At 67.1% G+C, this 26981-nt stretch carries 27 protein-coding genes; 2 read left to right on the top strand and 25 right to left on the bottom strand.

Annotated features, from left to right (window positions below):
- Positions 1 to 128: 128 nt before the first annotated feature.
- The 20 genes from ASB57_RS10875 to ASB57_RS10780 all read right to left on the bottom strand — a co-directional run bounded on the left by ASB57_RS10875 (position 129) and on the right by ASB57_RS10780 (position 16988).
- Positions 129 to 593, bottom strand: coding sequence for a GatB/YqeY domain-containing protein (locus ASB57_RS10875; protein WP_057652246.1), 465 nt, complete (start codon positions 591 to 593; stop codon positions 129 to 131).
- Between the two features lie 39 nt (positions 594 to 632).
- The gene (locus ASB57_RS10870; RefSeq protein ID WP_057652245.1) at positions 633 to 1073 is read right to left on the bottom strand and encodes a hypothetical protein; all 441 of its coding nucleotides are present in this window, start codon (positions 1071 to 1073) and stop codon (positions 633 to 635) included.
- Between the two features lie 63 nt (positions 1074 to 1136).
- Positions 1137 to 2363, bottom strand: a complete 1227-nt coding sequence (locus ASB57_RS10865) for a beta-ketoacyl-ACP synthase (protein ID WP_057652244.1) — start codon at positions 2361 to 2363, stop codon at positions 1137 to 1139.
- On the bottom strand, positions 2363 to 3103 hold the full coding sequence (gene fabG / locus ASB57_RS10860) for a 3-oxoacyl-ACP reductase FabG (protein ID WP_057652243.1): 741 nt from the start codon (positions 3101 to 3103) through the stop codon (positions 2363 to 2365). Before fabG ends, ASB57_RS10865 begins: the two co-directional genes overlap by 1 nt.
- An 86-nt stretch (positions 3104 to 3189) precedes the next feature.
- Entirely contained in the window at positions 3190 to 3768 is a 579-nt protein-coding gene (locus tag ASB57_RS10855; RefSeq protein WP_231755395.1) for a hotdog family protein, read from the bottom strand.
- Positions 3765 to 5078 (bottom strand): beta-ketoacyl-ACP synthase, encoded by a 1314-nt coding sequence (locus ASB57_RS10850; RefSeq protein ID WP_082621524.1) that lies wholly within the window; start codon positions 5076 to 5078, stop codon positions 3765 to 3767. The genes ASB57_RS10855 and ASB57_RS10850 overlap by 4 nt, the downstream gene beginning before the upstream one ends.
- On the bottom strand, positions 5075 to 5611 hold the full coding sequence (locus tag ASB57_RS10845) for a hypothetical protein (RefSeq protein ID WP_057652242.1): 537 nt from the start codon (positions 5609 to 5611) through the stop codon (positions 5075 to 5077). The genes ASB57_RS10850 and ASB57_RS10845 overlap by 4 nt, the downstream gene beginning before the upstream one ends.
- Before the next feature lie 10 nt (positions 5612 to 5621).
- On the bottom strand, positions 5622 to 6962 hold the full coding sequence (locus ASB57_RS10840; RefSeq protein WP_156414128.1) for an NAD(P)/FAD-dependent oxidoreductase: 1341 nt from the start codon (positions 6960 to 6962) through the stop codon (positions 5622 to 5624).
- A 78-nt stretch (positions 6963 to 7040) separates the two neighbouring features.
- Positions 7041 to 9422, bottom strand: a complete 2382-nt coding sequence (locus ASB57_RS10835) for an MMPL family transporter (protein ID WP_231755394.1) — start codon at positions 9420 to 9422, stop codon at positions 7041 to 7043.
- A complete protein-coding gene (locus ASB57_RS10830) occupies positions 9391 to 10005 on the bottom strand; it encodes an outer membrane lipoprotein carrier protein LolA (protein ID WP_057652241.1) in 615 nt (204 codons plus the stop codon). The genes ASB57_RS10835 and ASB57_RS10830 overlap by 32 nt, the downstream gene beginning before the upstream one ends.
- Entirely contained in the window at positions 10002 to 10448 is a 447-nt protein-coding gene (locus tag ASB57_RS10825) for a thioesterase family protein (protein ID WP_057652240.1), read from the bottom strand. The genes ASB57_RS10830 and ASB57_RS10825 overlap by 4 nt, the downstream gene beginning before the upstream one ends.
- Positions 10441 to 11490 carry a glycosyl transferase gene (locus tag ASB57_RS10820; protein WP_231755393.1) on the bottom strand — a complete coding sequence of 350 codons (1050 nt, stop codon included), beginning with the start codon at positions 11488 to 11490 and terminating at the stop codon, positions 10441 to 10443. The genes ASB57_RS10825 and ASB57_RS10820 overlap by 8 nt, the downstream gene beginning before the upstream one ends.
- Positions 11487 to 12305 carry a glycosyltransferase family 2 protein gene (locus ASB57_RS10815; protein ID WP_082621522.1) on the bottom strand — a complete coding sequence of 273 codons (819 nt, stop codon included), beginning with the start codon at positions 12303 to 12305 and terminating at the stop codon, positions 11487 to 11489. Before ASB57_RS10815 ends, ASB57_RS10820 begins: the two co-directional genes overlap by 4 nt.
- Positions 12292 to 13791, bottom strand: a complete 1500-nt coding sequence (locus ASB57_RS10810) for an AMP-binding protein (RefSeq protein ID WP_231755392.1) — start codon at positions 13789 to 13791, stop codon at positions 12292 to 12294. The genes ASB57_RS10815 and ASB57_RS10810 overlap by 14 nt, the downstream gene beginning before the upstream one ends.
- A 40-nt stretch (positions 13792 to 13831) precedes the next feature.
- The gene (locus ASB57_RS10805; RefSeq protein ID WP_057652238.1) at positions 13832 to 14284 is read right to left on the bottom strand and encodes a hypothetical protein; all 453 of its coding nucleotides are present in this window, start codon (positions 14282 to 14284) and stop codon (positions 13832 to 13834) included.
- Positions 14285 to 14302: 18 nt separating this feature from the next.
- Positions 14303 to 14854: a hypothetical protein gene (locus tag ASB57_RS10800; RefSeq protein ID WP_057652237.1), complete on the bottom strand. Its 552-nt coding sequence runs from the start codon at positions 14852 to 14854 to the stop codon at positions 14303 to 14305.
- A complete protein-coding gene (locus ASB57_RS10795) occupies positions 14851 to 15105 on the bottom strand; it encodes an acyl carrier protein (protein WP_057652236.1) in 255 nt (84 codons plus the stop codon). Before ASB57_RS10795 ends, ASB57_RS10800 begins: the two co-directional genes overlap by 4 nt.
- Positions 15106 to 15122: 17 nt before the next feature.
- A complete protein-coding gene (locus tag ASB57_RS10790; protein ID WP_057652235.1) occupies positions 15123 to 15383 on the bottom strand; it encodes a phosphopantetheine-binding protein in 261 nt (86 codons plus the stop codon).
- The gene (locus ASB57_RS10785; RefSeq protein WP_231755391.1) at positions 15364 to 16188 is read right to left on the bottom strand and encodes a 1-acyl-sn-glycerol-3-phosphate acyltransferase; all 825 of its coding nucleotides are present in this window, start codon (positions 16186 to 16188) and stop codon (positions 15364 to 15366) included. The genes ASB57_RS10790 and ASB57_RS10785 overlap by 20 nt, the downstream gene beginning before the upstream one ends.
- A complete protein-coding gene (locus ASB57_RS10780) occupies positions 16185 to 16988 on the bottom strand; it encodes a beta-ketoacyl synthase chain length factor (RefSeq protein ID WP_057652234.1) in 804 nt (267 codons plus the stop codon). The genes ASB57_RS10785 and ASB57_RS10780 overlap by 4 nt, the downstream gene beginning before the upstream one ends.
- 149 nt (positions 16989 to 17137) lie before the next feature.
- On the opposite strand from ASB57_RS10780, the gene ASB57_RS10775 reads away from it, so the two are divergent.
- Positions 17138 to 17998, top strand: coding sequence for a 4'-phosphopantetheinyl transferase superfamily protein (locus tag ASB57_RS10775; RefSeq protein ID WP_156414127.1), 861 nt, complete (start codon positions 17138 to 17140; stop codon positions 17996 to 17998).
- Here the strand turns inward: ASB57_RS10775 and ASB57_RS10770 are convergent.
- Positions 17995 to 18882 (bottom strand): LysR family transcriptional regulator, encoded by an 888-nt coding sequence (locus ASB57_RS10770; protein ID WP_057652232.1) that lies wholly within the window; start codon positions 18880 to 18882, stop codon positions 17995 to 17997. The genes ASB57_RS10775 and ASB57_RS10770 overlap by 4 nt on opposite strands.
- A 219-nt stretch (positions 18883 to 19101) precedes the next feature.
- On the opposite strand from ASB57_RS10770, the gene ASB57_RS10765 reads away from it, so the two are divergent.
- Complete coding sequence (locus ASB57_RS10765; protein WP_057656068.1) at positions 19102 to 20349, top strand: D-amino acid dehydrogenase; 1248 nt, start codon at positions 19102 to 19104, stop codon at positions 20347 to 20349.
- Between the two features lie 307 nt (positions 20350 to 20656).
- Here ASB57_RS10765 and ASB57_RS31045 read toward each other — a convergent pair whose 3' ends face one another.
- The 4 genes from ASB57_RS31045 to imuA are packed head-to-tail and all read right to left on the bottom strand — an operon-like array spanning position 20657 to position 26538.
- Complete coding sequence (locus ASB57_RS31045) at positions 20657 to 21019, bottom strand: hypothetical protein (protein ID WP_156414126.1); 363 nt, start codon at positions 21017 to 21019, stop codon at positions 20657 to 20659.
- Between the two features lie 56 nt (positions 21020 to 21075).
- A complete protein-coding gene (locus ASB57_RS10755; protein WP_156414372.1) occupies positions 21076 to 24414 on the bottom strand; it encodes an error-prone DNA polymerase in 3339 nt (1112 codons plus the stop codon).
- A gap of 14 nt (positions 24415 to 24428) precedes the next feature.
- A complete protein-coding gene (locus ASB57_RS10750; protein WP_156414125.1) occupies positions 24429 to 25892 on the bottom strand; it encodes a DNA polymerase Y family protein in 1464 nt (487 codons plus the stop codon).
- A complete protein-coding gene (gene imuA / locus ASB57_RS10745) occupies positions 25816 to 26538 on the bottom strand; it encodes a translesion DNA synthesis-associated protein ImuA (RefSeq protein ID WP_057652229.1) in 723 nt (240 codons plus the stop codon). Before imuA ends, ASB57_RS10750 begins: the two co-directional genes overlap by 77 nt.
- Positions 26539 to 26981: the final 443 nt, after the last annotated feature.

Raw genomic sequence — 26981 nt, 5'->3', positions numbered from 1 at the left:
TGCCCGGATATGTATTTATTGTGGCCACGCGGAGCGTGGCCACAAAGTCCCCGATTAGAAGCTTCGGGGGGCCTGGAAGCGCGTCAGGCACGTTCGGGGACACCCGGAGCGGGGACCCCTGCAGGCCTTTAGCCGGCCAGGCGGGCCTTGACCTGCTGCGACACGGCGGACAGGTCCGCCTTGCCAGCCAGCGCGGGCTTCAGGATGCCCATGATCTTACCCATGGCCGGCGCCCCGGTGACACCGCTGGCCGATACTTCGGCGATGGCGGCCTCGACGGCGGCGTCGATCTCGGCTTGCGAGGCGGCCTGGGGCAGGAACTCCTGCAGGATGGCCAGCTCGCCTTTCTCCTGGTCAGCCGTCTCGGTGCGGCCAGCCGCTTCGAAAGCGGCGATCGACTCACGGCGCTGCTTCACCTGCTTTTCAATGATGGCGGTGATTTCGGCGTCCGTGACGTCGCGGCGTTCGTCGACTTCCTTCTGCTTGACCGCCGCCAGCAGGAAACGCAGCGTGGCAAGACGAGCCGAGTCCTTGGCGCGCATGGCGTCCTTGACCTGGGCCGACAGGGTGTCTTTGAGCGTGGATGAGCTCATATTGGAACCTTGAAAATCAGTGGCGGGAAGAAGGAAAGTTTACTTCACCACCGCAAGGTCACCCTTGAGCGCGACACCGGCGACCACCGCCCCGGCGTGGCATTCATAGTCCTTGGTGCTCTTGTTCACGTTCTTCTTGTAGTAGCTGACGATGTTCACCACCGCATTGGCGCCGTTCTGCTTGGCCGCTTCCTGCAGGCTGATCAGAGCCGACATGGCCGCCCACTGGCACGCCTTGTCATCGCTCTTGCCGAAAGCGTTGGTCTTGCGGTTGGTCACGGCGTCGGCCTTGACGATCTTGCCCTTGGGGCCCGTGCCGGCCAGATAGAACTTCACGGTGCCGTCCAGCTTGCCTTCGGCGGTGCCGGCATCGATGGCGGCCTGGAACGAGTTCATCGACATGCGGTCGGCAGCCTGCGCCGCGCCGACGCAAGTGAGGGAAATAGCCAGACCGATCAGCGTTTTGGAAATCTTATGCATGACGTGCTCCTGTCAGATGAAAAGTTAAAGGAAAAATTCAAAACCGGCGTCAGGCCTCGGGCCTTAGCGCCACCGCCGGTACAGCAAAGACGTATTGACCCCGCCGAAGGCGAAATTGTTGTTCATCGCATATTCGCTGGAGAACTGTCGGCCGCCGTTGGTGATGTAGTCCAGGTCGCCGCAACGGGGATCGACCTGGGTCAGGTTCAACGTGGGCGCGTACCAGTCGCTGCGCAACATCTCGATGGTGAACCAGGACTCCAGCGCGCCGCAGGCGCCCAGGGTATGGCCCAGATAGCTCTTCTGCGAGCTGATCGGCATGCGGTTGCCGAACACGGCCTGGGTGGCCTGGGTTTCGGCGATGTCGCCCTGTTCGGTGGCCGTGCCGTGACCGTTGACGTAGCCCACCTCTTGGGGCGGCACGCCGGCGTCGTTCAAGGCCATCTCCATGGCGATCTGCATCGTCGCCGCTTCCGGACGGGTGATGTGGCTGCCGTCCGAGTTGCTGCCGAAGCCGACGATTTCGGCATGGATGCGCGCGCCGCGGGCTTGCGCGCTTTCCAGCGATTCCAGCACCAGGATGCCGGCGCCTTCGCCGATCACCAGCCCGTCGCGGGTCGCGTCATAAGGGCGCGGCGTCAGCTCCGGCGTGTCATTGCGCTGGCTGGTGGCGTAGAGCGCGTCGAAGACGATGGCTTCGGTGGGGCACAACTCCTCGGCGCCGCCGGCCAGCATCATGCGCTGGCGGCCGTAGCGGATGGCCTCGAAGGCATAGCCTATGCCCTGGCTGCCCGACGTGCAGGCGCTGGACGTGGGAATGATGCGGCCCTTCAGTCCGAAGAAGATGCCGATGTTGGCGGCCGTGGTGTGCGGCATCATGCGCACATAGGAGTTGGCGTTGAGGTCGTCGCTGACGCCGTTCAACAGCATGTTGCCGAAGGCCATGACGTCGGCCGTGCTGCCCGTGGACGAGCCGCAGGCCACGCCCATGCGGCCATCTGCGATCGTCGGGTCGCCCAGCAGGCCCGCGTCGGCCAGAGCCATCTCGGCGGCATTCACCGCCAGCTGCGACACCCGGCCCATGCTGCGCAACTGCTTGCGGGTCCAGTGCGCGGGCGGCTTGTATTCCGGCAGTGGCCCGGCCAAACGCGTGTTGAGTTCCTTGTAGACGTCCCAATCGCGCATGGTGCGGATGGCGTTGCGGCCTTCCTCGAAGGCCTGGCGCACGGTGTTCCAGTCGCGGCCCAGGGCGCTGATGCCGCCCATGCCGGTAATGACGACGCGATGCATCAGCACAGCCCTCCGTTGACCGCCAGCACCTGGCGGGTGACATAAGCCGCCGCCGGCGACATGAAGAACGCCACCGCGGCCGCGACTTCCTCGGGTTGTCCCATGCGTTGCGCGGGGATGGCCTTGAGGATCTCCTCGACGGGCACGTGTTCGTCGATCATGTCGGTTTCGATCAAGCCGGGCGCCACGCAATTCACAGTGATGTGGCGCTTGGCCAGTTCGATGGCCAGCGCCTTGGAGGCGCCGATCAGGCCTGCCTTGGAGGCGCTGTAGTTGACCTGGCCGCGGTTGCCCACCAGGCCGGACACCGACGCCATGCAGACGATGCGGCCCGGCGCCCGGCGCCGCACCATGGGCATGACCAGCGGATTGAGCACGTTGTAGAAACCGTCCAGATTGGTGCGCAGCACCTGGTCCCAGTCTTCGCCGGTCAAGGCGGGGAAGGCGGCGTCGCGCGTCAGGCCGGCGTTGAGCACCACGCCGTAGGGCGCGCCGTGCGCCTCGACGTCGGCATTCAGCGCGGCGGCGGCGGTGGCGCGGTCCGCCACGTCGAACTGCAGGACGCGGCAGGCGCGGCCCAGGCCCAGCACTTCGGCGCGCACGGCTTCGGCGTCTTCACGGCGGGCGCGGCAGTGCAGGATCAGGTCGTGGCCGGCGTGCGCCAGCGCCAGCGCGATGGCGCGGCCGATGCCGCGGCTGGATCCCGTGACCAGGATGGCGTTGGAAAGAGGCTGGTTCATGGTTTGTTATTTGTCATGGGGCAGGCACGGCCGCTTGGCGGTCGGTCATGGCCCAGGTGGAGCAGGGGACGAAGTTTGCCATGGCGTTACGCGGCGTCCGCCGGCTGGGGTTCGTCGATGAAGGCGCCGGCGTCGGGCGGGCTGTAGACGTTCAGGCGGGCTTCGGCCAGGCAGTCTTCGCCCAGGTGGATCTGGCACAGGAACACGCCCATGCCCGCCGCGTCCTGGAACGAGCGTTCGGCCGTGATGGTCAGCGCCATGCCCGCCGTGAAGGCGGGGACGCGGCAGTCGTAGCGGCGCGTGCCGAGCAGGAAGCCCAGCTGCACCGGCACGCCGGCGCGGCGCGCCTGGCAGCCGGCCCAGGCGCCGACCGCCTGCGCCATGAATTCCATGCCCAGCCAGGCGGGCAGATTGCCGTCGCTGTCGCCGTAGCCTTCGTGGGGGCGCACGGTGACGCTGGCGACAAGGGAGTCCTCGTCGCAGGACAGGACCTTGTCCAGCAACACGGCGGCGCCGGAGTGCGGCAGCAGCTCGGCCACGGGCCAGTCCGTGACCGGCCACGGCGTGGCGGTGTCCGCGGTAGCGACTGCGGTGACGGGCTGCGGCGCAGGCGTAAGGGAAGCCTCCACGCGCGTGTCCGGCATCTTCTCTACGTAGTCTTTCACGCGGCGACTCCCGTGGTGGTGGCGACGCCGGTGCTTGCATTGGCCGCGGCCCGGGCGCCGGCCTGGGTCGACATGACGCCGGCACCTTCCGCCTCCGCCAATATCAGGCTGGCGTTGTTGCCGCCGAAGGCGAAGGAATTACTCATGACGACGCGGGGACGGTCAGCCGGCAGGCGTTGTCCGGGCCGGGTCAGGCGTAGCGCGGGCAGGTCGGGATCGGCGATGCCGTCCCAGCGTTGCGGCGGCAGGGCGCCGTCCGGCGCCTCGTTCAGCACGCCCCAGCACAGGGCCGCTTCCAACGCGCCCGCGGCGGCCAGCGTATGGCCGGTCAAGGGCTTGGTGGAGGTGCAGGCCACGCCATCCGGGAAGACGGCCTGGACGGCGTGGCTTTCCATGGCGTCGTTATGCGTGGTGCCCGTGCCGTGCAGGTTGACCCAGCCGATGGCGCCGGGCGTCACGCCGGCATCGTTCAGCGCGGCCCGCATGGCCAGCATCGCGCCTTCGCCGGTAGGGTCGGGCGCGGACATATGCCAGGCGTCGGAACTGCCGCCGCCGCCCAGCAGGCGGACGGCCGGGCCCAGCGGGCGCTCACGCTGCATCAGGAACAGCGCGGCTGCCTCGCCGATGTTGATGCCGGCGCGATTCGCGGAGAAGGGATTGCTCAGGCCGGCGGCGATGGCCTCGATGGACGCGAAACCATTGATGGTCAGCGGGCACAGGGTGTCGACGCCGCCGCAGATCACGGCATCGCACAGACCCAGGTCCAGCAGGCGCTTGGCCGACAACAGCGCGCGGGCGCCGGACGTGCAGGCGGTCGACAGCGTGTAGGCGGGCCCCGCGACACCCAGCCAGTCGGCCAGCAAGGTGGCGGGCGCGGCCAGCACCTGGCGCCGGTAATCGTAATCGGACGGCCAGGCGTCATCCTGGCGCAGCGCCCGGAAAGCATGGCTGGCCTCGCCGATGCCGGACGTGCTGGTACCCAGCACGATGCCGACCCGGTCCGGGCCGTGCAGCGCCACCGCGGCGTGCAGGGTGTCGGCGATCTGGTTCGCCGCGGTCATCAACAGGCGGTTGTTGCGGCTGTCATGGTGCGCGGCGGGGGCCGTGCCGTCGGCCAGGGTGGCCGGTAATTTGGCCAGGGGGCCCGCGGCGGCGCCGACCACGATGGCGCGGTCGCGCAGCCAGCCGGTTTGCGTCAGCATGCCACCGGTCTCGCCCCGCACGGCCGCGGCATGGACAGTGTCCATGCCCTGTCCCAGCGCGCAAACGACGCCGGGGCGGCCGAGCCAGGCGGTGGTGGGCGTTCTCATGGCGTGTTCTTCAGCGGTGAGATCGCCAGCACGGTGCCGTCGGGTTGGCGAATGGAAAACGTGTCGTCCGCCGCCTGCGCGGCCCAGGTCACTTGCCAGCGGGGCGAGCAATCCTCTTCCAGCGTGCGCGTGCGGCCGCCGGCCGGTGTGGGCTGGCTTTGCAAGGTGCTGCCCGCATAGGCCTGCGCCAGCGATTGCTCCGGCGTCCACGCGAACAGAATGGCCGAGAACATGTCGCTGGCCTTGCCGTTGGGACGCATGAAGCCGTCGTTACGCCATTTGCCGTCCTGCAGGATCTGGCGCGCGCGCGGCATGCCCAGCGGATCGAACAGGGACCAGCGCGTGGCGCCCTGGCCTTCGTCCTGCACCGCCAGCATGGCATCTTCGTCGGGCTGGCCCGGCGTCTTGATATGGACCTGCACCCAGCGGGGCAGGTGCAGATCCGTGGCGGCCACGGGCGCCGGCGGGGCCGACGCGCAACCCGCCAGAATAGCGGCCAGGGACAAGGTAAGGAGCAGTCTGAGACGCGTCATGGTCTATCCATCAATCTGCCGCCGCGGAAGCCAGTTGCGGCGTTTCGGTGGTGGCGTTGGCAGCGGCAGCAGCCTTGGCCTCGGCTTCGGCCTGGGCCGCGCGGCGGCTGGTCAGCCCGCGGCACACTTCCGCCAGCATGGCCAGGCGCCGCTCGTGTTCGGCGACGAAGGGGTTGCGCTCGTCCCAGGCGTAGCCCGCCAGGATGGACGAGATCATGGCGCGGATCTGCGGCTGCGCGTTCTCGAAGAACACGACGTCGCGGAAGCTGCCTTCGTACCAGCCTTGCACGTAAGTGCGGAAGCATTGCACGCCGAGCATCAAGGGCGCGGCGAAGTCCGCTTCCCAATCCACCGTCTCCCCCCGCAATTGGCGATCCAGGCATTCGGTCGCCAGCTTGGACGAGTGCATGGCGATGGTGACGCCGGACGAGAACACCGGGTCGAGGAATTCCGCCGCATTGCCCAGCAGGGCCCAGCCCCGCCCATGCAGGGACGTCACGCTGGCGGAGTAGCCGCCGATGGTGTTGGCGGGGGTGTCCCAGACCGCATTGGCCAGGACGCGCTTCAGGTTGGGCGCGCCGTCGACCCAATGGCGCAGGGTGGCCATCAGGTCGGTGCCGGCGGCGTTGATTTTTTCTTCCGCGCCGACCACGCCCAGGGAGCAGCGGCCGTTGGAGAAGGGGATGGTCCAGAACCAGACGTCCTCGTGCTCGGGATGGACGCTGATGAGAATCTTCTGGCGATCGAAGGCGGGGTCGTCGATGCGGTCTTCGATATGGGTGAAGATGGCGCGGCGCGGCGGCAGCTTGCTCGGCCGCTCCAGGTCCAGCATGCGCGCCAGCACGCGGCCATAGCCGCTGGCGTCCAGCACGAAGCGGGTGCTGATGCGGCGCGGCGTGGCATCGGCACCCGGGCGCACGTCCCGCACTTCCAGCCAGGGCTCGGCGCCGTCGAAGTCGGCCGCCACCACTTCATGCTCGTAATGCACCTGCACGCCCTGGCGCGCGGCTTCGTCGGCCAGCACCTGGTCGAAGCGCGAGCGCAGGACCTGGAAGGTGGTGCCGGGGCCCGGCGAGAATTTGTCGCGGAAATCGAAATCGGTATAACGGTCGCCGCAGGCGAAGGCCGCGCCGTTCTTTTCCTGGAAGCCCGCGGCGCGCACCGCGTCCATCATGCCGGCTTCCTCGACGAATTCCAGGCAGTGCGCCAGCAGGCTTTCGCCGATGGAGAAGCGGGGGAAGCGTTGGCGTTCGAAGATGGTCACTTTATGGCCACGGCGCTGCAACAGCGCCGCGGCGATGGCGCCGGCGGGGCCGGCACCGATGACGACGATTTCGTGATGCTCTTGCATGGCGGGTGCCTTCGCGCTCGTTGCCGTTACGCTCGGGTCCTGCTTAGCCGCTTCCTGCATGTCCAGGTTCTCTCTTTTTTAGTGTTTGGGGGGATGGGGGGTTTCAGGCGCGGGCTTGACCCACGGCGCGAACAGCACGCTGAAGGCGACGCCCAGCGCCACGGCAATACCAAAATTGCCAATCGCGGGGGTGCTGCTCAGGCCCAACAGGCCAAAGGACAGCAGCGTGGTCAGGGCCGCCAGCACCACGCCGATCAGGCAGGATGCGGCGCCCGCGACGCGTTCGTACATGACGATGGCGTAGTCCAGGCCGATGGCCGACACCAGCAGCAGGCCGAACAGGCTGAACAGGGTCAGCGGTTGGCCCAGGATGCCCAGCGCGCCCAGGGTGCAGGCCGAGGCAGCCAGCGGCACCGCCAACAGGCGCCAGGTCGCGTGGCGGCCCAAGGTGGCCCACAGCAGCAGGGCGGCGACCACATAGGACAGCAGCTTCAATTCAGCGGCTTCCCAGCGGGTGCTGGCGAAACTGCGGTTCAGGTCGCCGGTCTGGTCGACGAAGCTCACGCCTTCCAGGCCCTGGGCGGCCGCGGCCACCGCCGTGGTGTCGCGCAGCCCTTGCAGGCTGATGATGGCCGCGACCTGGCCGTCCTGTTCGCCCAGCCACAGGTCGCGCCGGCTTTCGCCCAGCGGGCCGGCCAGCGCGTCGGTCATCTTGACCGGCGGCAGGTTGACCAGGTTGTCGATGCTGGCCAGCACGGTGGCGGCCGGCACGCCCACGGTTTCGAAGGAAGGCGTCAGGCGGGCGCGCCAGGAGGGGTCGCGCAGGCGGTCGCGCAACTGTTGCTGCGCGGATTCAGGGGCCAGCAGCTGGTTCAAGGACAGGTAGGAACCCAGGACCTTCTGCGTGATCAGCCCGTCCAGATGCTGGCCCAGATCGGCCTGGCGTTGATACAGCGTGCCCAGGTCGGGCGCGCGTACCAGGAAATACTGGCTGGTGGGCATGATGCCGGTGATTTCGCCGACCCGCTTGGCCTGGTCCAGCAGCGCCGGCGGCAGGCTGACCCACAGGCGCAGGTCGTCCTGCACGCGCAGCTTCAGCAGGCCGCCCGCGCAGACCAGGGCGATGCCCAGCGCCAGCCACGGCAGCGTGCGGCGCGAGGCCCAGATCGACAGCGTGTCCAGCAGGCTTTGCGCCACGTGCGGCAGGCCTTTCCAGGGGCGCGGGCTCCAGCCACGCAGCCAGCGCGGCAGCTCGCAGACCGTGCAAGCATAGGCGCCCAGCAGGCCGGCGGCGGAGAACACGGCCGTCTGCGTCAGCGCCGGGAAGGGCGTGAACAGCAGGGCCAGGTAGCCGACCAGGGTGGCCGCCAGGATGATGCTCAGGCCCGGCAGCACGCGGCGCAGGGCATCGCGCGCGGTCCAGTCGGGCAAACCGTAGCTCTTGCCCAGGTAATGCAAGGGGAAGTCGACGGCGATGCCGATCAGGCTGGCGCCGATCACCAGGGTCAGGATATGGACGCTGCCGAAGGCCGTCACGCAGGCCACCACGCCGCACAGCAGACCGGCGGCCACCGGCACGAAGGCCAGCAGCACGCGCCAGCGGCGCAGGGCCAGCAACAGCATCAGCACGATGCCGAGCAGGGAGCCGCCGCCGATCCAGCCGCTTTCCGCCTGGGCCTGCGCCTGGCCGGCGGCCGCGTACAGCGCGCCGCCGGTGGCGAGCAGTTCGCCGCCGTCCTTGCTGACGCTGGCGCGGCTTTCGTCCACCAGGGCGGCGATGGCCGTGGGGGAGCGTTGGTCGAAGGCGTCGCCGCTGGTCTGGGCGCGCATCAAGACCCAGAACTTGCCGTCCTGTTCGGTCAGCAAGGTGCCGCTGGCCAGGTCGAAATGCATCTTGCCGGGCGGCCGCAGGGACTTTTCCGCCAAGCGGGCCAGCCCCAGCAGGTCCTGGTCGGTGGGCACCAGGCCGCCGACGGAGAAGGGGTCCGCCAGTTCACGGACCCGCTGCGCCGCGTAGGCCGCCGGATCGTTCATCAGGCGCCGGCGATCGGCGCCGGAAATCAAGGACAGGCGCTGCGTGGCCATCTGCTCGCGCACGGCCGCCAGGTCGATGTCGGCATCGACCTGCACCTTGGCGAAGAGGCCGCTGTGGTTCCACAGATGGCCCAGGCCGCGCGCCAGTTCCACCGCGCGCTCGCGGTCGGGGGCGCCGACCAGGGCGACCATCTGGCGGGTCAGCGGTTTCTGGATCTGGGCATCGGCCGCGTGGCGCAGCTTGTCGCTGCTGACGGTGGGCAGCAGGTCGAGCAGGTTGGAGGACACCGGCAGGCCATGGCGGCACTGCCAGGCGCCCAACAGCAGCACCAGCACCATGGCTACACGGAAAATCAGGGAAAGCAGGCGCTCGCGTTCGCTGGGCGCCTCGGTATCAAGGCGCGAAATCTCGGGTCTCATCGTCATTCAGCTTGTTGTCGGCGCGTGCGTTCTTCATCTCCATCACGGTGCGGTCGCCCTGCGTCTCGCGCAGCTCGATGCGATCCACCAGTTTTCCGCCATTGATGCGGATGTCCTGGAAGATCTGCTTGAGCAAAGCGGACTTGGGCGTCATCACCAGTTGCCAGGCGCCGGCCGAGCCACTGACTTGCATGTCGAAGTTGTCTTGCAGACCCTTGGTGTCGCCGGCCAGCACGGCCAGGAACAGACGGGTTTCGCGGCCCGCGCCGATCTGCTGGGGCAGGGCTTGCCACTTGCCGCCATCGCCGCGGCGGAACATGCCCTCGGGCGTGATGAGCAGGTCCTGGAACAGCGGCACGCGCAATTCCCACAGCAGGCCGTTCTGGGCCGACAGCACGAAAGCGCCGGTGCTGGTCAGCGGCTGGGGCAGGGAACGCAGGAATTTTTGTTGCACGAACTGGCCACGCACCACGGGCGTGGCCTGCAGTTGTTGCTGCAGGTCGGGCAGGTCGAAGGCGTGCGCGGGCGCGGTGACGGCACCCAGCAGCAGGGCGCCACAGACGCCCAGATAGCGGATAAAGCGCTTCATTCGGTCACCTTGGCGATATTCGCGTCGAGCTTGCGCACGGCAGCCAGCAAGGGCTCGGGCGACGTCAGCTGCATTTCGCGCGTGGCGATCGAGACGGCGACCTGGACCGTGCTGGCCCGGGTCAGGCGGGTGCCGGAATCGGCATCCGTAATCAAATAATGAATCTTCAAACGATGCTCCCATTCCACCAGTTCGGCGCGGATGCATACACGCTGTCCGAACAAGGCGGGGTTCACATAACGGAGTTGCAGGTCGATGACCGGGAAGACATAGCCCGATTCACGCATAGCGTCGTAACCGTAGCCGATGGCGTCCAACAGTGCGCAACGGGCCTGCTCCAAATATTTCACATAATGGCCGTGCCAGACGACGTTCATGGAATCGACGTCGAAGAACGGAACCGACAAGGATATATCGGCGCTGTATAAACCGCGCTTACGCATGGCCGTTCCAGAAAGAATAAAAGTTGAACCATTGTTGCGGAGCGTCGGCGCATTCGCGCGCCAACCGGTCAGCGTAGCGTTGCGCCCAGACACTGATTTCCGCGTCGCGGCGGCCGCGCGACCAGGTAATGCCGTCGCTCAGGCGCTCCATGGTAATGCGGTAACGGCCGGCGATCCTGGTGCAAAACAGCAGGTTGACCGGGCAGCGCAGCAGGCCGGCCAGCAGCCAGGGGCCTTGCGGAAAGGCGGCGGGGGCGCCCAGAAAGTTCGCCATCGTGACGCGCGCGCCCCGTACGGGCACGCGGTCGCCCGCGATCGCCAGCCACTCGCCGCGTTCGATGCGCTGGTGCAGGTCCAGCATGGTGGCCGGGTCCAGCTCCGTCACCTGGTACAGGCGCAGGCGGCTGGCGCCGTGGCGTTCCAGCATGCGGTTGAAGGCCTGTGCGTGGCGGGTATGGACGAGGACGTTGAGGGTGACGTCGCCGCTGCGTTCGACCAGGGCGCGGCAGACGTCCATGTTGCCGATGTGGGCGCATACGAGGATCTGGCCGCGGAGGCTTTGGCCGGCTTCGGCCGGCACATTCATCTGCCCGTGCAGGTCGTCCGGGTCACACATGGTGACGTCGGCGCGGGTCAGGCGGCCTTGCCAGGCGTCGAGCTTGTCCAGGATGGCGTCGGCGAAAGCCATGAACTGGCCGAAGACCGGCCGCCTGGCCGGCAGCGCCTTGCCCAGGCCCTGCGCGCGCAGGCGCTGCTGGTAGTCGGCGATGGCGCGGCGCGCGCGCGGGGCGAAGCAGAAGAAATACAGCACGATCAGCAGGACCAGGGGCCGCACCGTGCGGCGGCCGAAGGTGTGCGCGGCCCACATGGACAGGCGCAGCAGCAGCGGCGCGCCGCGTTCCTGTTGCGCGGCCCAATGGGTGGGGCGGCTGGTCTTGCCGGCGGCGGGGCTTTCGCTGGTGGCGCGGCGTTCGCTTTCGGGCGTGCCCGCGGCGTCGACGCGGGCGCGTTGTTGCGCGCTGCTGGAAGTGTCCGGATTCACGGTGCGCGTCCCAGCAGGCGGCGCCCGAGCAAGAGCGGGGCGCGCGGCAGCATGCCAAAGAACAGGCGGGCGTGCATGCGGCTGATCAGGATGTTGTCGCGCAGACCCTTGAAATGCGAGATCCCGCCGGGCGGATAGGTCACCTGCGTGGGCAACCAGGCCATGGGCACGCCACGCCAATGCAGGCGCACCAGCACGGCGATGTCGAAGTCCATGCGGCGGCCGGGATTGCAGCGTTGCAGCAAGGCCAGCGTCGGCGCCAGGGGATAGACGCGGAAGCCGCACATGGCGTCGGGGATGGCGCTGGACAAGGTGTTGATCCACACCCAGACGCGGGTCAGCCAGCGGCCATAGAGGCGGCTGCGGGGCGCGTCGTCGCCGTAGGCCGGCGCGCCGCAGATGACGGCGTCCGGGCGCTGGCGGGCGGCTTCCAGGAAAACCGGGATGTCGTCCAGCGCGTGCTGGCCGTCGGCGTCTACCTGCAGGGCGTGGCTGTAGCCCAGTGCTCCGGCATGGCGCAGGCCGTCCTGCACCGCCTGGCCCTTGCCGCCATTGAGGGGCCGGCGCAGCAGTTGCGCCAGGCCGGCGTCGGCCAGCGCGTCCAGCGTGCGCGCGCACTCGGCGCTGGATCCGTCGTCGACCAGCACGCAGGGCAGGCCGGCGGCCCGCACACGCTCGACCACCGCGCGTACCGTGTCCGGGTGGTTGTAGACCGGGATGACGGCGCAGGGGTTGAATGCCGGCGGGTTGGCCGGGGTCTGCGCGGTTGGCAAAGCGCCGGCTGGGTGCTTACGCAGGGAATCAGGCTGGGTCATGACGGGCCTGTGTAAGGATGCGGCCGGACGAGCAGGGCTGGTCGCCGGCGCGGAATTCAAAATACAGGCGGCCTTTTGCGGGTTCCCATCTGAGGGCCAGGTCGATCTGATCGCCCGGCCGGATCAGCCGCTGGAACTTGAGCGCATCCGCGCCGCAGAAGGTCAGTTCCGTGGACAGGTCGCGCCGCGCCAGGTTCATGGCCCAGTCGATCTGCGCCACGCCCGGCACCACCGGCGTCGTCGCGAAATGGCCATCGAACTGACGCAGGTCCAGGGGGATTTCCAATTGATAGCGGCGCGCTTCCGGCGGTGCGTCGACGCTTTCCACGCCGGTGGTGGTGGCAGACGGGACACGGCTGGCATGCGCGGGGAGGGCCGGCTCTACCGTGCAGCCGGCATCCTGCGTCGGAGCAGACGCAATCTCCCTGGGCCAGCGGGGGCGGGCCAGCGCCCGCTCGAAATCGGCGCGGGACAGTTTGCCCTGGGCATTCCAGGGCAATTCGCGCACGAAGCGCAAGTGGCGGGGCACCGCCAAGGCTTCCTGCGTCGGCGCCAGATGCGCGCGCAAGGCCTGGGCCAGCGCGGCGCGACCGCCATTGCGCAGGGCGTGGATGCCTTGCGCCGTCAGCGCGATGAGGGCGCTCAGCCTTTGTTCACCGGCGACCAGGTCGACTCTCGCCTCATTGACGTAGGGGTGCAAGGCCAAGGCCTGTTCTACCGCCGGCAAGGCGATGCGCTTTTCCTCGATCTTGACGATGCGATCCATGCGGCCCAGCAGCCGGAAGCCGTCCGCGGTCAGCTGCACCGCGTCATTGCTCTGGAAGGTCTCTCCCGGCATCAGCCACGGCGAACGGATCCACAGCGTTTGCGGGGGCGGATTGCCGGCGGCGTCGGCCGCGGCAGCGCCGTCTATCCCGGCGGGCACGCCGACTTCAGCGCCAGGCAGCGGCTGCCAGGCCGTATCGCCCTGCCGCCAGGCCACCGCACCGGTCTCCGAACTCCCGTAGATTTCGCAAGGCCGACAGCCCAGGTCGCGCGCGAGCATGTCGCTGATCTCGCCGGGCAGCGGGCCGCCCGAAGAAACGATCTGCCGCAGGCCGCCCCGCAGCGCGGCGTGATCCAGGCTGGTGCCCAGGCGCTTGAGCAGGGCCGGACTGGCGATCCAGACGAAATCGGCGTGCGGCAGGCTGGCATGCTGCAAGGCTTCCGGATACACCAGCTGGCGCCGCGCCACCAGACGCCCGGAGCACAAGGGCCACAGCAGACGGAAAGGCAGGCCATACATATGCTGCGGACTGACGCTGCCCAATACGCAGACGGGTCGAAGGGACTCCCCCGCCGAGCCAGCCAGCGGCTTCGACCAATGCCACAACGCTTCCAAGGCCTCGATCTCAGCAGCCAGCTGACGCCAACGCTTCCTGATCTGCTTGGGCTGCCCGCTCGACCCCGACGTGCAAAGCACCACCGCGCCACTGTCCAGGTCCAACGGACCCCCAGACAACGCCGTCGCGCCAGCCATCAATTGTTCAATCGTATGAATGGGCAGGCGTGGAGCGCCATCTCCGCCGCCCGCCGCATCCGCAGCGGCGTGTGTTGGCGCGCCATCCTTGCCTGCGCCGCTGCCGGGCGCGACTACGGCCGCGCCCGGGCAGCGGCGCGGCGGCTCCCGCGACACCGCCGTCAGTCAGCCACAGATCCAAGCCCTCGGCCTGCTCCGCCAGCGCATTCCTGGTCGCAGCCCGGTTATCCGGCGCCAGCACGGCGGTGGCGCCCACCCGCCAGCAGGCCAGCAGGGCGACCGCCAAGGACGCGGCATCGTCGAACCACAAACCCACGCGGCGCGCGCCCAGACCTTGCAGGCCGCCGGCCAAAGCCAGGCTGTCACCCGCAAGCGTGACCCGATCCATATCCGGGCCGTAGGCAACGCCGCGATTGAGAGAGGCGCCATCGAGCAGCGCGTGAAGTGGAATCCAGGCCATATCAGTGGAAACGAACCTTTAAGCCGGCTTGCGTGCGTGGGGGCGCACCATCCATTCACCGGCGATCAGCACACCGATCAGGATGTAGCTGATGCAGCCGTTATACAAAGTCCACCATCGCGCCGGCGCCCACAGGGCCAGCACGGCTGCCGTGGTGCCGTTCAAGGCGAAGAAAACAGTCCAGATCTGCGTCACGCGGCGCGTGTACCGAACGCCGGACGGCGGCAGATCAGGTTCCCGCAGCCGCGCCATGCGTTCGATGGCGGGCATGCCGCGCGTCAGGCTGGCGCCGAACACCGCGCACAGGCCGGCGTTGATCAGCACCGGATACCACAGCAGCCAGCGCGGATCCTCGGCAAACGCCAGCACCAGGCAGAAAGCCAGGGCCAGGACCGGCAGCAAGCGGCCGCCAGCCTGGCCGCGCGGCGCGGTCAGCGCGCGCGCCAGCCACAGCGCGGCCAGCGGCAGCGCGATCCAGCGGGCGCCGCCGCCCTGCAGGCCGGCATAAACGACGAACGGGTAGGCCAGGCCGGCAGCCAGCAAAGCGAGCGCCAGAACGGCTCTCGTCATGCAGCGGCTTCCTGCTGCCGCATCACTGCTTCGACGACGTCATCTACCGTGCGCACCGTGCGGAAGTTCTCCGCGGCCAGCTTGTGGCCGGTCTTGCGCTTGATGTGATCGAGCAGATCGATGGCGTCGATGCTGTCGATCTCCAGATCGGTATAAAGGTTGGCGGACGGCACCACGCGCTCGGGTTCGATTTCGAATAGGTCAACCATCGCGTCGCGAAGCACGTTGAAAATGTCTTCCCGGGTCTTCATCACACTTGCTCCAATACTCAGGCGCTGCGCTGCGCCGAGACGAACTGACTCAAATTGGCCACGGTGGCGAAATGGCTACGCATATTGCGCGTTTCCGGATCGATGGTGATGCCATAACGCTTTTGCAACGCCAGTCCCAGCTCCAGCGCATCGACGGAATCCAGGCCCAGCCCGTCGCCGAACAGTTCGGCGTTATCGTCGATGTCCGCGGGCGTGATGTCCTCCAAGCCAAGGGCCTCGATGATCAGGACCTTGATCTCATTTTCCAGCGTGCTCATCCCGCTTCAGCTCCATTTCAAAATAGTTATGTAGGTGTTCATTCATCAGCCGGCCCGCGATGGGGAGCGGGTGTTGGCTGGTCCAACGCTGTGGATCGACGTCGGCACCGACCTCGAAGATGTAGTGCATGCGTTGGCGGGGTATGCGGTACCACGGCTCGCCCTTGGTCAGGCTGCGCGTGTTCATGTGGATGACCACCGGCGTGATGACGCGCGCGCCGCGCATCGCGATGGCGCAGGCGCCGCGGTGGAAGCGCGGCGAGGCACCGCGCGGCGTGCGCGTGCCTTCGGGAAACACCACCAGCGTTTCGCCGTCGCGCAGGACCTGGGCGGCGTGGTCGAACATTTCCAGGCTTTCGTCGTTGGTGATGTAGCGGGCGTTGCGCACGGGCCCGGCCGTGAAGGCGTTGGTCGCCAGGCTGTGCTTGACGATGCAGTTGGCCTTGGCGACGTGGCCCAGCAGGAACACCACATCCAATAGAGACGGATGGTTGGCCACGATCATCTGGCCGGGGCGGCCCAGCCGGTCGGCGCCGCGGAATTCGTAGGTGAGGATGCCGGTGCGCACCAGCAGGCGGATGAACAGGCGGAACATCCAGAAGATGGCGCCGCGCGCGCGCTGCTGGCGGCGCGCCAGGTCGGGGCAAAACAGCCGCTGCGGCGGAAAGACCACCAGCCGCAGGAACAGGCCGCCCAGGCCGAAGGCGGTGAAGGCGAAAGCGGTGGCGAACAGGCGCAAGAGCCACCAGTCCTGGCGCGGCGGCAGGCTTTCACCAAGAGGTTCGATACTGTTTTCCATGCTCATGACAGATGCCGCCAATGCCAGTGGCGTCGTGGATGGGCGTGCGTCCAGGCTTGGGTGCCCAAGGTCAGATGACGCAACAGATTCAAGGGGTTGGGCAGGGCGAGGGGGGCTTGCGTGGCCGCGCCGGCCGGGTCGGCGCTTGCATCGGCGCCGGCATCGGTGTCGGTCGCGGCAGCGGCGTCGGTATCTGCCACCGTATCGGGACGGCTGAAGGCCAGCTCGTAGTCCTGGCCGGCGGTCACGCGCAGGGCCAGGGCGTAGGAAAACGGGACGTCGGCGATCCACTCCGTATAGGGTACGGGGGGCGTTTCCTCGGCCAATACCACCAGAACGGCGGGGTGGCCGGCGTCCAGCAGCAGGGCTGCTTCGACGATGGCGCTTTCCAGACCGTCCCCCTGGACCGACAAGGCCACCGTCTCGGTGGTATCGTGCCGCAGGATGGACCACATGCCGGCGCAGGCGTTATGCACGGACAAGCTGAAGGCGGTCGGCGATAGCGGCTCGTCCTTGGCAAGGTTCTGGAGTAATTCGAAACCGCGCGAGGTTTCGCCGTGATGCGAGGCGTATACCATGGGCAGGGCTTCGCCTTTCTGGGCCAATGGCCAGGCGCTGCCCACGACCATGCGCGCCAGCGCGCTAAGGCGGCGGCGTTGCATGGCGGGAAGGAAGCCGAGGTCTGGCGTGGGCGCGGACGTAGCTGCCGGCGGGATGCAGGGGGCTTCAGCCCACCGCCGCCAAGCTTCCACGTTCTCAATTCCAGGCGCCCAGGCGTGCCACTGCGGAATTGAAAATTTCAACATGGCGCGCAGTGTACCGGGCGGAGGGGCGGTCCACGAGACTATCTTGTTACATTGTCTCCATATTGCAATACACTTTGTCATGGTTCAGGTTGCTGTCAGGGAATTTTGCAGCGTTGGGCGGATGACGAGTCATTGAACAGGATTGAAGGGTGGCTGAAACTGAGAATTCAGTTCCTGGTAAGGAAGTAATTTCCGGCGCCCCCGGGGGAGCCGGGGTGGCGGGCGTTGGCGCTGGCGCCGCTGCCGCGGGCGACGCAGGCGGGGATGCTGCCGGCGTGGGCGTCGTCGACGCGCGGGCCGTCGGTGCGGCCATCGCAAGCGCCCAGGGCGCTGGGGGATTGACACTCCTGTGGGCCGGGCCAGCGGCGGCGGGGGATTACGATCCGGGAGGGCTGGCGCCGGCGGATGCGGCGCGGGCAGGGCGGGCGCGGACGCCGCGGGCGGAACTGGAATGGCGAGTCAGCCGCGCGGCGTTGCGGCAGGCCGGCGTCGGGACGCTGGGCGATGCCCCCCGGGCCTGGTCGCTCAGCCATAGCAATGGTCACGCCCTGGTTGCCCACGGCCCGGCCGGGTGGCAAGTCGGCGTCGACCTGGAACGCCGCCGCGTCCGCGACGTGGAAGCCTTGGCGGAGTGGTGCTGCGACGAAGCCGAGCAGGCGCACCTGCTGACCTTGCTCGAATCAGAGCGGCTGACGTTTTTTTACCAGCTGTGGACGTTGAAAGAGGCCTTCATCAAGGCAGCAGGCCTGGACTTCCCCGCCGACACGCGCAAGGTCGGCCTGCGTCAAGAGCCGGACGGCTGGTCCCTGCGCACCCCCGCAGGGGTTTGGGCCGCCCGCAGCTGGACCGTAGGCGACGACTGGATCGCCAGCGTCGTCTGGTCAGTCCCGGATTCGGGACTTGCTGCTGCGGCGCAGGGCACCGCCGCCGCCGAACCCTCCTGGCATGCAGCCAGAAACAACGATCTTCCACCGCTCCATACTCTGTACAAGGCGCGCGGCCAAGCCTAAGGCAGCGACTGCGCCGCCTCCGCGCACGCCTCCCGCAGGCAATCCAGAAACCCATGGTGCAAGGCCGACAGCGGATCGTCGGCATGGACCAAAGCGCCAATATGGAAATACACCGGCGGATCCAGCCGCCGCAGCGACAGGCTGGGCCGGGCCACCCCCTGGGCGCTGTAAGCGTCCACGATGGCATCCCCGCAACCCGCCTCCACCATGGCGCACGCCATATAGTGCGTATGCACCCGCAACGCAGTCCCAAGCCCGGTGCCATGCTCAGCAAGCGCCGCCTGCAACAACCCGCCCAAAGGATCCTGCGGGTCCATGGAAATCAGCCGGCTGCCATCGACCGACGCCAGCGGCACAGGCGCCGTATCCTTCTCCCGGCTGACATAGACCATCTCCGACCGATCCAGATCGATACGCGCGATCCCCGGATGCGCCGGCGGCTCGTAAGTCACCGCCATGTCGATCTCCCGCGCCAACAGCCCCGCGATCAGCTCACCCGTGTGATGCGTGTGGATGCTGAAAGTGATATCCGGCTGCCGAGCCCGGCTCAGCCCCGTCGCGCGCGGCACTATCCCCAAACCCAGGCTGGGCGCGCACCCCAGGCGCAAGTGGCCCTGCGGATGGTGGCGCAGATTGGCCGCCAGCTTGCGCACGCTCTCCAGATCCCGCGACAGGCGGGCAATATCCGGCGCCAGGATGTCCGCCTCCCGCGTGGCCTGCAGCCGTCCCTTGATGCGCTCGAACAATTTGAAGCCCATCTGCGCCTCGGCATGCGCCAGCATCTTGCTGGCGGCCGGCTGGGAAATGTGCAGGATCTGGGCGGCGCGGCTGAGCGACCCCGTGGCACGGATGGCTTCAAACAACTCGATGTGGCGCAAGCGCATGGACGTAGATGCAGAGAATAGCTGTAGGTTATGCGGCAGCTTACCCATAATCCCCGCATTTGAACCGCCAGTCAGGGAAACCCCGAGGGAAACGGCCGGATCTGGGCGCTGCAGCCTCCATTCCATAGCCAAAGGTTATGACTCATGGCGGCTTTGGTATTTGCGGCCAACCCCCGCCAAGGCCAGAATCGCCCAGAACAGATCTTTCAGGATGAATTCATGCGCGTTTGCGTCATAGGGGCCGGTGTCGTCGGCGTGTCGTCGGCGTATTTTCTGGCCCGGCAAGGTTTCGATGTGACGCTGGTGGATGCGCGGGAGCGGCCCGCCGAGGTCTCCAGTTTCGCGAATGGCGGGCAGCTGAGCTACAGCTATGTGGCGCCGCTGGCTGGTCCCGGCGTGTTGCCCAGCGTGCCGAACTGGCTGTTGCGCGCGGACTCGCCTTTGCGTTTCCAGCCGCGCCTGGACCCGCATCAATGGCGCTGGTGTCTGGATTTCGTCCTTGCCTGCCGCGCCTCGGTGGCGCGCACGTCGACGGCGGAATTGTCGACACTGTCCTATCTGAGCCGCGACGCCATGCACGGCCTGCTCACGCAGGAGCCGATCGAATTCGGCCATGTGCGCAACGGCAAGCTGATCGCCTATCGGGACGCGGCCCTGTTGGAAAAAGCCCGTCGCCTGGTGGCGTATCAGGCGGCGCATGGGGCCGAGCAGTCCGTCCTGACGGCCGCGGAAACGCTGGCGCTGGAGCCCGCCCTGGCCGGCATGGGCCAGCAACTGGCCGGAGCGATCTACACGCCCAGCGAGGAAAGCGGCGATTGCCGTCTGTTTACCGAAGGCCTGTTCGACCGCCTGAAGACGCTGTCCAACGTCACCTTGCGCATGAGCACCAATGTGATCGGCTTGCGTCGACGGGGTCCCATCATCAGCGCGATCGATACCAACAAGGGGGATATCGAAGCCGATGCCTTCGTCGTCGCGTCGGGCCTGGGCAGTCGCGCGCTGCTGCAGCCTTTGGGCGTGCATCTGCCCTTGTACCCGCTGAAGGGCTATAGCTTGAGCGTGCCGTTGGCCGATGAAAGCGATGGTCCGGCCATCAGCGTGACGGATTACGAGCGGCGCATCGTGTACGCGCGCATGGGCAAGACTCTGCGCATCGCCGCCATGGTCGACATCGGCAGCGTGGACGCCGAGATCGATCCCCGGCGTATCGCCTTGCTCAAGCAGCAGGTGGCGGAGATATTCCCGCGCCTGGACCTGGATGCCGCGGTGGCGTGGGCCGGACTGCGGCCTGCCACGCCGGGCAGCAAACCCATCATCGGCCCGAGCCGGGCAGCGCAGAATTTGTGGCTGAACGTGGGCCAGGGCGCCTTGGGCTTCACGCTGGCCTGCGGCAGCGCGGCCTTGCTGACGGCGCAAATGGCCGGCTTGCCCACGCCCATCGATGCCACGCCTTTTCTACCACGCTGAAAAAACGCGCATGGCGACGCAGCATTGGAGAATGCTGCCTTGATGAGCAGGATCAACTCAGCGGCAAAAGGGCGTGCCTGAAAGCAGACCACCCCCGCTAACGTCCTTCCTGGATTGGACGTTAGCGGGGGTGGGTATTACCTCTGTGGGCATGCAGGCTTGCTCCGTTTCGAAGCGTGGGCACCGCAGCCGATAGCTTACTCAGTCAAGAACCCCGTTCCATCAGGGAAACCGCGGAGCCGGGTCCCCCGGTCCGCCAGTTTCGCCCCCTGGGGGCCACGCGTAGCGTGGTACGGGGGGACCTGCTCTACCTTTGCTTCTGCATGTTCTTGTCCTGCGTGCTGCTGTGGCCTTGTTGCCCGCTGGACGAATGTTGTTGGCCGGGCTGCTGTTGCTGCCCCGGACGGTTTTGCTGCTGTTGTTGTTGCTGCGAGCGCTGTTGATTCTGATCTTGCTGCTTACCAGATTGGCCTTGTTGATCCTGCTGCTTCTGGTTCTGCTGCTTTTGACCTTGCTGGTTGTTTTGCTGGCTCATCATCGACTCCTGTGCTTGATAGGGCCACCAGGATGGCGGCGGATGCGCGGAAGATCCCGCGACATCGACCTTAAGGCAGCAAGCGGTATGCCCCCGCGCCGCATCATGCTCTGCGTTCGTGTAACGCCCCGGCATGGATAATCGCCTGTCACATTCGACCCTCGGGTCGGGCGCCCGATGGCCCACATCGATCAATGAAAATCCCGGCTGCGTGTATTCAACTCTCCCAGCAAAGGCGTCAGATCCACCAGGCGGCTGGCGATGAGATGCCGCACCTGATTCACGCTCTGCCACACGCCATAGATGCCCAGCAAGGACGCGCCCAATAGTTCCTTGCGCTGGTTTTCGATCAGCTCCGGCCGTATGACGGCATTGACCGCGCCCGTCTCGTCTTCCAGCGTGACGAAGATGGTGCCCTTGGCCGTGCCGGGTCGCTGACGCACGGTGACGATGCCGCAAGCGCGCGCCAAACGCCGGTCGGGATAGGTGTGCAGCACCTGTGCGGTCTCGAAACGCCGCGCGCGCAGGGTTTCCCGCAGCAGCGCCAAAGGATGCCGATTCAAGGTCAGTCCCACGGACCGGTAATCGTCGACGATGGTCTGGCCTTCTTCCGGCGGCAGCAGGTCTGGCAGCGTGTCCTCGACGATGGCGGCGTCGCGCAGCAGGCCACGCGCGGGCGCGCCGGCGGCGGCCGCCCAACGCGCCTGGCGCCGATGGCCGGCCAGGGTGCGCAAGGCATCGGCGGCGGCCAAGGCATCCAGTTCATGGCGATTCAGATCGGCGCGCCGCCCCAGGTCGTCGCTGTCGCGGAACGGCTGCGCGGCGCGCGCCGCGCTGATGCGCATGCCGGCGTCTTCCGACATGCCCTTGATCAGGTTCAGGCCCAGACGCACGGCGGGACGGGGGCGGTTAGCGGCATGCATATCCACATCTACATCCGTAGCGGCATTCGCGTCTGAATGGCATGCGGCTTCCCTGGCCCACATGCCATGCGCCGACAAATCGCCTTCGATACGCGCGCTGCCATCTTCCGCGGCCGCGGCGAAGACCAGCGTGGCTTCCCATTCGCTGTGCATCACATCCACCGGCAGCACGCGCACGCCGTGGCGGCGCGCATCCTGCACCAGTTGCGCGGGCGCATAAAACCCCATCGGCTGGGAGTTGAGCAATGCGGCCAGAAAAGCCTCGGGCTCATGCCGCTTGAGCCATGAACTGATATACGCCAGCAAAGCAAAACTGGCCGCGTGGCTTTCCGGGAAACCATACTCACCGAAACCTTCGACCTGACGGAAGATGGCTTCGGCGAAGTCCTTGGTATAGCCATGCGCCAGCAAACCGCCGATCAGCTTGACGCGGAACTTGTCGACGCCGCCCTTGCGCCGCCAGGCCGCCATGGACCGGCGCAATTCGTCGGCCTCGCCGCCGGTGAAGCCAGCGGCCACCATGGCGATCTGCATGACCTGCTCCTGGAAAATCGGTACGCCATTGGTGCGTTCAAGCACGGCTTTGACTTTCTCGCTGGGATACGTAATGGGCTCCAGCTTCTGGCGGCGGCGCAGATAGGGATGCACCATGCCACCCTGGATGGGGCCGGGCCGCACGATGGCAACCTCGATGACCAGGTCGTAATACGTTTGGGGACGCAGGCGCGGCAGCATGGTCATCTGCGCGCGCGATTCGATCTGGAAGACGCCAACCGTGTCGGCGTCACTGATCATGTCGTACGTGGGCTTGTCTTCCTGCGGCACGTCCTGCATCGCGAAGGGCCGGCCGCGGCGCACGCTGGTCAATTCCAGGGCGCGCCGGATCACCGACAGCATGCCCAGCGCCAGCACGTCGACCTTGAGCAGCCGCATGGCATCGAGGTCGTCCTTGTCCCACTGCACCACGCTGCGATCGGCCATCGCGGCGTTCTCGATCGGCACCAGGCGCGACAGCTTGCCGCGCGCGATGACGAAGCCGCCCGGATGCTGCGACAGGTGACGCGGGAAACCCAGCAACTGCGTCGCCAGCGCCGCCCATTGCCGCGCGACGGGCGACTCGGGGTCCAGCCCGCAGTTTCCGAAGCCTTCCAGCAGCGCGCGCCTGTCGTCCCACCACTGATGGGCCTTGGCCACTGCATCGATGATGGCCTGGTCCACGCCCAATGCCTTGCCGGTGTCGCGCAACACGCTGCGCGGCCGATAGCTGATCACCACGGCGGTCAAGGCAGCGCGCGGGCGGCCGTATTTACCGTAGATGTACTGGATGACCTGTTCACGGCGTTGGTGTTCGAAGTCGACGTCGATGTCCGGCGGCTCGTCGCGTTCCTTGCTGATGAAGCGTTCGAACAGGCTGTTGCCCTGGGCCGGATTGACTTCAGTGATGCCCAGGCAATAGCACACCGCCGAGTTGGCGGCCGAGCCGCGGCCCTGGCACAGGATGCCTTGATTGCGCGCGAACTGGACGATGTCATAGACCGTGAGGAAATATGCCTCGTAGTGCAGTTCCTGGATCAGCGCCAATTCCTTTTCGATCTGCTCGGTCACCGCGGGCGGTGTGGTGGCGCCATAGCGCCGCTGCGCGCCCAGCCAGGTCTGCTCGCGCAGATAGCTGGCCGGCGTGGAGCCCTTGGGCACGATCTCATCAGGATATTCGTAGCGCAGCTCTTCCAGGTTGAAGGTGCAGCGGCGCGCGATGAACGCCGTCTGGCGCAAGGCCGCGGCGGGGTACAGATAACCCAGCCGCAGACGCGAGCGCAGATGCCGTTCGGCATTGGCCGCCAGGGCGTAGCCGCAGTCGCGCACGGGTTTGCTCAGGCGGATCGCGGTCATCGTGTCGTGCAGCGGCTTGCGCGAGCGCAGATGCATTTCCACCTGGCCCAGCGCGGTCACCGGCAAGCCGCTGGCTTGCGCGGCCGCGTCGATGTGCGCGCGATGCAGGTCGTCGCGGCTTTGATACTGCAGGGTCAGACCCAGCCACGCCCGCCCCGGAAAAAGACTGGCCACCCAGCACGCCTGCCGTGTCAGCACGGCGGCGCTGATGCCATGGTCCGGCACCAGGATGGCCAGGCAATCGGGCATGCCGCGCAAATGCGCGTAATCGGCGGCGGGGGTTTCGAGATCCGTGGGCGCCAGCTGATACGTGCCTTTCTTGGCGGCGCGGGTGCGCGCCAAGGTGATCAGCTCCGCCAGATTGCCATAGCCTTCCCGCGTCTGCGCCAGCAAGACGATGTGCGGTGGTGGATCTTCATCCGCCACGACCCCCGCCGACAAGGTGAAGCGGCTGCCGATGATCAGGCGCAGCTTGCTGGTCTTGGCTTGTACATGTGCGCGCACCACGCCGGCCAGGGAGCACTCGTCGGTCAGCGCCAGCGCTTCGTAGCCCAGCTCGGCGGCGCGCTCGACCAGTTCTTCAGGATGCGAAGCGCCGCGCAGGAAAGAGAAATTCGACAGGCAGCACAGCTCCGCGTAATCGGGCAGCGACGGCACGAAAGCCGCCAGGCCTTCGTCTTCATCGTGCTCATCGTGGTCGTCGTCTTCGTCCAGCATCTGCATGATGCGTCCTAGCCGAACAGGCCGTGCAGAAACCAGCGGCCTTCCTGTTCATCGCGTTCGCGATAGATCCAGTAGCGCGCGCCAGCGGTGTCTTCGGCGACGAAGTAATCGCGCAAGGCCAGGCCTTCGTCCCACCAGCCGTTTTCGATGCGCTCGGGGCCGCGTACCAGCGTCAGGGGCGAGTTATGAAACGGCCGTTGATCGCGCAACCGCAGGGCTTGCGGCGGATCGAGCAGCCAGTACGGGCGCTCCAGTTCCGGCGTCGGTATGGCGGCCGGCGCGGCATCGTGGGCCTGGCGCCAGCGGTTGGCGGCCTCCGGGCGATGATCGGCGGCCGGGCAGGGCATGCGCACGCGCTCGCGGCCCAGGCGCGCGGCCAGCAGGTCCAGCAGGCGGGCCTGGTCGCCGGCCTGCTGGGATGGATCAGGGAACAGGGTCGTGTTCGCGCCCGGCCGTGCCACCGTGTCGGGCGCGTCCAGCACCACCGCGATGACGGGTGCTTCCAGGGTCAGGCGGGCCAGCCGTTCGCGCAGCAAGGCATGCAGATGGTTGGCTTGCCAGGCAGGTTCGGCCAAAGCCAGGTCCAGCGGCGTGGGCGGGCGGGCGTGACGGCCTCGTTCGTGTTCCAGTTCCAGCCGCAGGCGCGGCACGGCCAGTTGATGCGCGGCCAGCCAGCCGCACAGGGGTTCGAGCAGTCGGCTGGTCACTGCCAGCACGGCGTCGGTATGTTCGATGCGTTCTATCAGTTCATGGCGGCGCCGGAAGCTGGGGGGCGCGACCAGCCAGGCGTGGACCTCGGGCGCCTGGCCATAGGCGCGGTCCAACGCCAGCGTCAGCGCGGGGCCGCAGCGTCGTTGCAGGCCCGCGCGCGGCAGGGCGCGCAAGTGGCGCAGGGTGACGCAGCCGATGCCGCGCAGCCAGTCCTGATAGGGCTGGGCTTGCGGCAGCAAGGCGCAGGGCAGGGCGTTGAGCCGGCGCGTCAGCGCTCCTGGACGGATGACCCGGCGCCGGCGCGCCTGGCCTTGCGCCAGCAGCCAGGCCCCGCTGGCGGTGGGCGCCATCGCCAGCACGGCCAGCAGTTCCTGGCTGGCCACGGTGGCGCGGGCGCGGCGCAGCAGCCGGCGCGGTCCGCCGAACGCGCGCAGGCTGGCGCCCACGTTCAACAGGATGGTGTCGGCGTCGGCCAGCGTGACTTCCGGCGTGTATTGCAGCAGCGCCAGGGCGGTGGCCTGAAGCGCGTCTTCCTCGGCGGCGATATCGCGTTCCAGCATGATGACCTGGGGAGCAATGGCCGTGACGCCACCGCGCCGCAGACCTGGCTGTATGCCCAGGTCCGCTGCGGGGGTCGTCAGGGCCAGGACGCGGTCCTGTTGCATGACCGCGCAAGCCGTGCTTTCAAGTGGCCAGGGCGGACGCAGGGCGTCCAGCGCCAGCCTGGGCAGGGATACGGCGATCCAGAGCGGAATGGGCATGCGTAGGCAGGACACGCGGGACCAGGGCGGTGTCCAGCGCGATAAACAGGGGTTGGGCGCAGACCGGGCCGCGCCGTTTAAGCAGGTTGATGGCCAGGCCGCCGCTGACCGTGCGCAGTTCCAGCCGCAAGGGCGCCGGCGAGGCCTGGCTGGCGTCGCGCGCCGGCCGCAGGGCGAACAGCAAGGTGCTGCTGGCCTGGGCCGCCAGATGCAGACGGCGCAGGCTGGTGGTACGGACATGCGGCAGCCAGCACAGCAGCGCCGCGCAACTGCCGTTTTTCAGGATCTGTTCGGTGGCCCACAGCGCGTCGGCTTCGCGCGCCGGGTCTATCCACCACAAGCGTTGAGGGTCCAGGCCGGCGCCGCTCCAGGCCGCGATATGCGGCACGCAGGGCGGTTGGACCAGGGCGATGGGACCGTCCGCGGGCAGGGCGGCCAGGGCCGGTTGCAGCAGGCGTAATTCGCCGATGCCGGGGCGGGCCAGCAGCAGTTCGGTGAGCGCGCCGGTAGGCCAGCCGCCGTCGGGTAGTTCCTGGGTTAGTTGGGGATGGCCTGTGCGTATCGTCGCCCGGCTGCCGCGCGCGAGTTGCGTCCCCCGCCATAAGGCGGGATGGATGCGCTCGGGAGCAAGAGTGGCGGCGGACATGACGATTGATTTGCTGTTATCAGGGCGGTTTTCATGCTGCGTGTCAGGAGTGACAGACTTGGCACAGAAAAATGATGCACTGGATAAATATACAGCATAAAATTGCGTCATCACGCCGCCCTTTTCAATCAATAAAAGGGGCCGGACATAGTCATTTTGCCTGTGGACTTATCAACATCTTCTGTGGACAAGTCTAGGGATAGCTTTTTGGAAAATTTTTAAAGCCCTTATAAATCAATGGGCTGGATAAATCGCGCCCGATCTGCCCGTATTTACCCTCATGTTGGGAAAACTCGGTCTGTCAAGCGAATCTTTAGATTTTTGATGCGCGACTGGGTTGCGGTTTATTGCTTTCGATTGCTCTTAAGTTTGCGGATTTATTGATGGTTTTGGACGGTGGTTTGACCAGGATTTTTCATGCCACGACGTGGCCGGATTTGCCG

The organism is Bordetella sp. N (assembly GCF_001433395.1).
Lineage (GTDB): Bacteria > Pseudomonadota > Gammaproteobacteria > Burkholderiales > Burkholderiaceae_B > Bordetella_C.
Note: the sequence above shows the minus strand (reverse complement) of the source record. Positions and strands in the feature narration are given on the sequence as shown.

Coding starts and splice junctions, on each gene's coding strand:
- ASB57_RS10755 (WP_156414372.1), bottom strand. CDS start 24,414: ATGCTGGACGAAGACGACGACCACGATGAGCACGATGAAGACGAAGGC.
- fabG (WP_057652243.1), bottom strand. CDS start 3,103: ATGAACCAGCCTCTTTCCAACGCCATCCTGGTCACGGGATCCAGCCGC.
- ASB57_RS10785 (WP_231755391.1), bottom strand. CDS start 16,188: ATGAGCATGGAAAACAGTATCGAACCTCTTGGTGAAAGCCTGCCGCCG.
- ASB57_RS10815 (WP_082621522.1), bottom strand. CDS start 12,305: ATGACCCAGCCTGATTCCCTGCGTAAGCACCCAGCCGGCGCTTTGCCA.
- ASB57_RS10825 (WP_057652240.1), bottom strand. CDS start 10,448: ATGCGTAAGCGCGGTTTATACAGCGCCGATATATCCTTGTCGGTTCCG.
- ASB57_RS10795 (WP_057652236.1), bottom strand. CDS start 15,105: ATGAAGACCCGGGAAGACATTTTCAACGTGCTTCGCGACGCGATGGTT.
- ASB57_RS10865 (WP_057652244.1), bottom strand. CDS start 2,363: ATGCATCGCGTCGTCATTACCGGCATGGGCGGCATCAGCGCCCTGGGC.
- ASB57_RS31045 (WP_156414126.1), bottom strand. CDS start 21,019: ATGCCGGGGCGTTACACGAACGCAGAGCATGATGCGGCGCGGGGGCAT.
- imuA (WP_057652229.1), bottom strand. CDS start 26,538: ATGTCCGCCGCCACTCTTGCTCCCGAGCGCATCCATCCCGCCTTATGG.
- ASB57_RS10875 (WP_057652246.1), bottom strand. CDS start 593: ATGAGCTCATCCACGCTCAAAGACACCCTGTCGGCCCAGGTCAAGGAC.
- ASB57_RS10770 (WP_057652232.1), bottom strand. CDS start 18,882: ATGCGCTTGCGCCACATCGAGTTGTTTGAAGCCATCCGTGCCACGGGG.
- ASB57_RS10830 (WP_057652241.1), bottom strand. CDS start 10,005: ATGAAGCGCTTTATCCGCTATCTGGGCGTCTGTGGCGCCCTGCTGCTG.
- ASB57_RS10780 (WP_057652234.1), bottom strand. CDS start 16,988: ATGTTGAAATTTTCAATTCCGCAGTGGCACGCCTGGGCGCCTGGAATT.
- ASB57_RS10805 (WP_057652238.1), bottom strand. CDS start 14,284: ATGGCCTGGATTCCACTTCACGCGCTGCTCGATGGCGCCTCTCTCAAT.
- ASB57_RS10840 (WP_156414128.1), bottom strand. CDS start 6,962: ATGCAAGAGCATCACGAAATCGTCGTCATCGGTGCCGGCCCCGCCGGC.
- ASB57_RS10800 (WP_057652237.1), bottom strand. CDS start 14,854: ATGACGAGAGCCGTTCTGGCGCTCGCTTTGCTGGCTGCCGGCCTGGCC.
- ASB57_RS10850 (WP_082621524.1), bottom strand. CDS start 5,078: ATGAGAACGCCCACCACCGCCTGGCTCGGCCGCCCCGGCGTCGTTTGC.
- ASB57_RS10790 (WP_057652235.1), bottom strand. CDS start 15,383: ATGAGCACGCTGGAAAATGAGATCAAGGTCCTGATCATCGAGGCCCTT.
- ASB57_RS10765 (WP_057656068.1), top strand. CDS start 19,102: ATGCGCGTTTGCGTCATAGGGGCCGGTGTCGTCGGCGTGTCGTCGGCG.
- ASB57_RS10835 (WP_231755394.1), bottom strand. CDS start 9,422: ATGACGATGAGACCCGAGATTTCGCGCCTTGATACCGAGGCGCCCAGC.
- ASB57_RS10750 (WP_156414125.1), bottom strand. CDS start 25,892: ATGCCCATTCCGCTCTGGATCGCCGTATCCCTGCCCAGGCTGGCGCTG.
- ASB57_RS10870 (WP_057652245.1), bottom strand. CDS start 1,073: ATGCATAAGATTTCCAAAACGCTGATCGGTCTGGCTATTTCCCTCACT.
- ASB57_RS10845 (WP_057652242.1), bottom strand. CDS start 5,611: ATGACGCGTCTCAGACTGCTCCTTACCTTGTCCCTGGCCGCTATTCTG.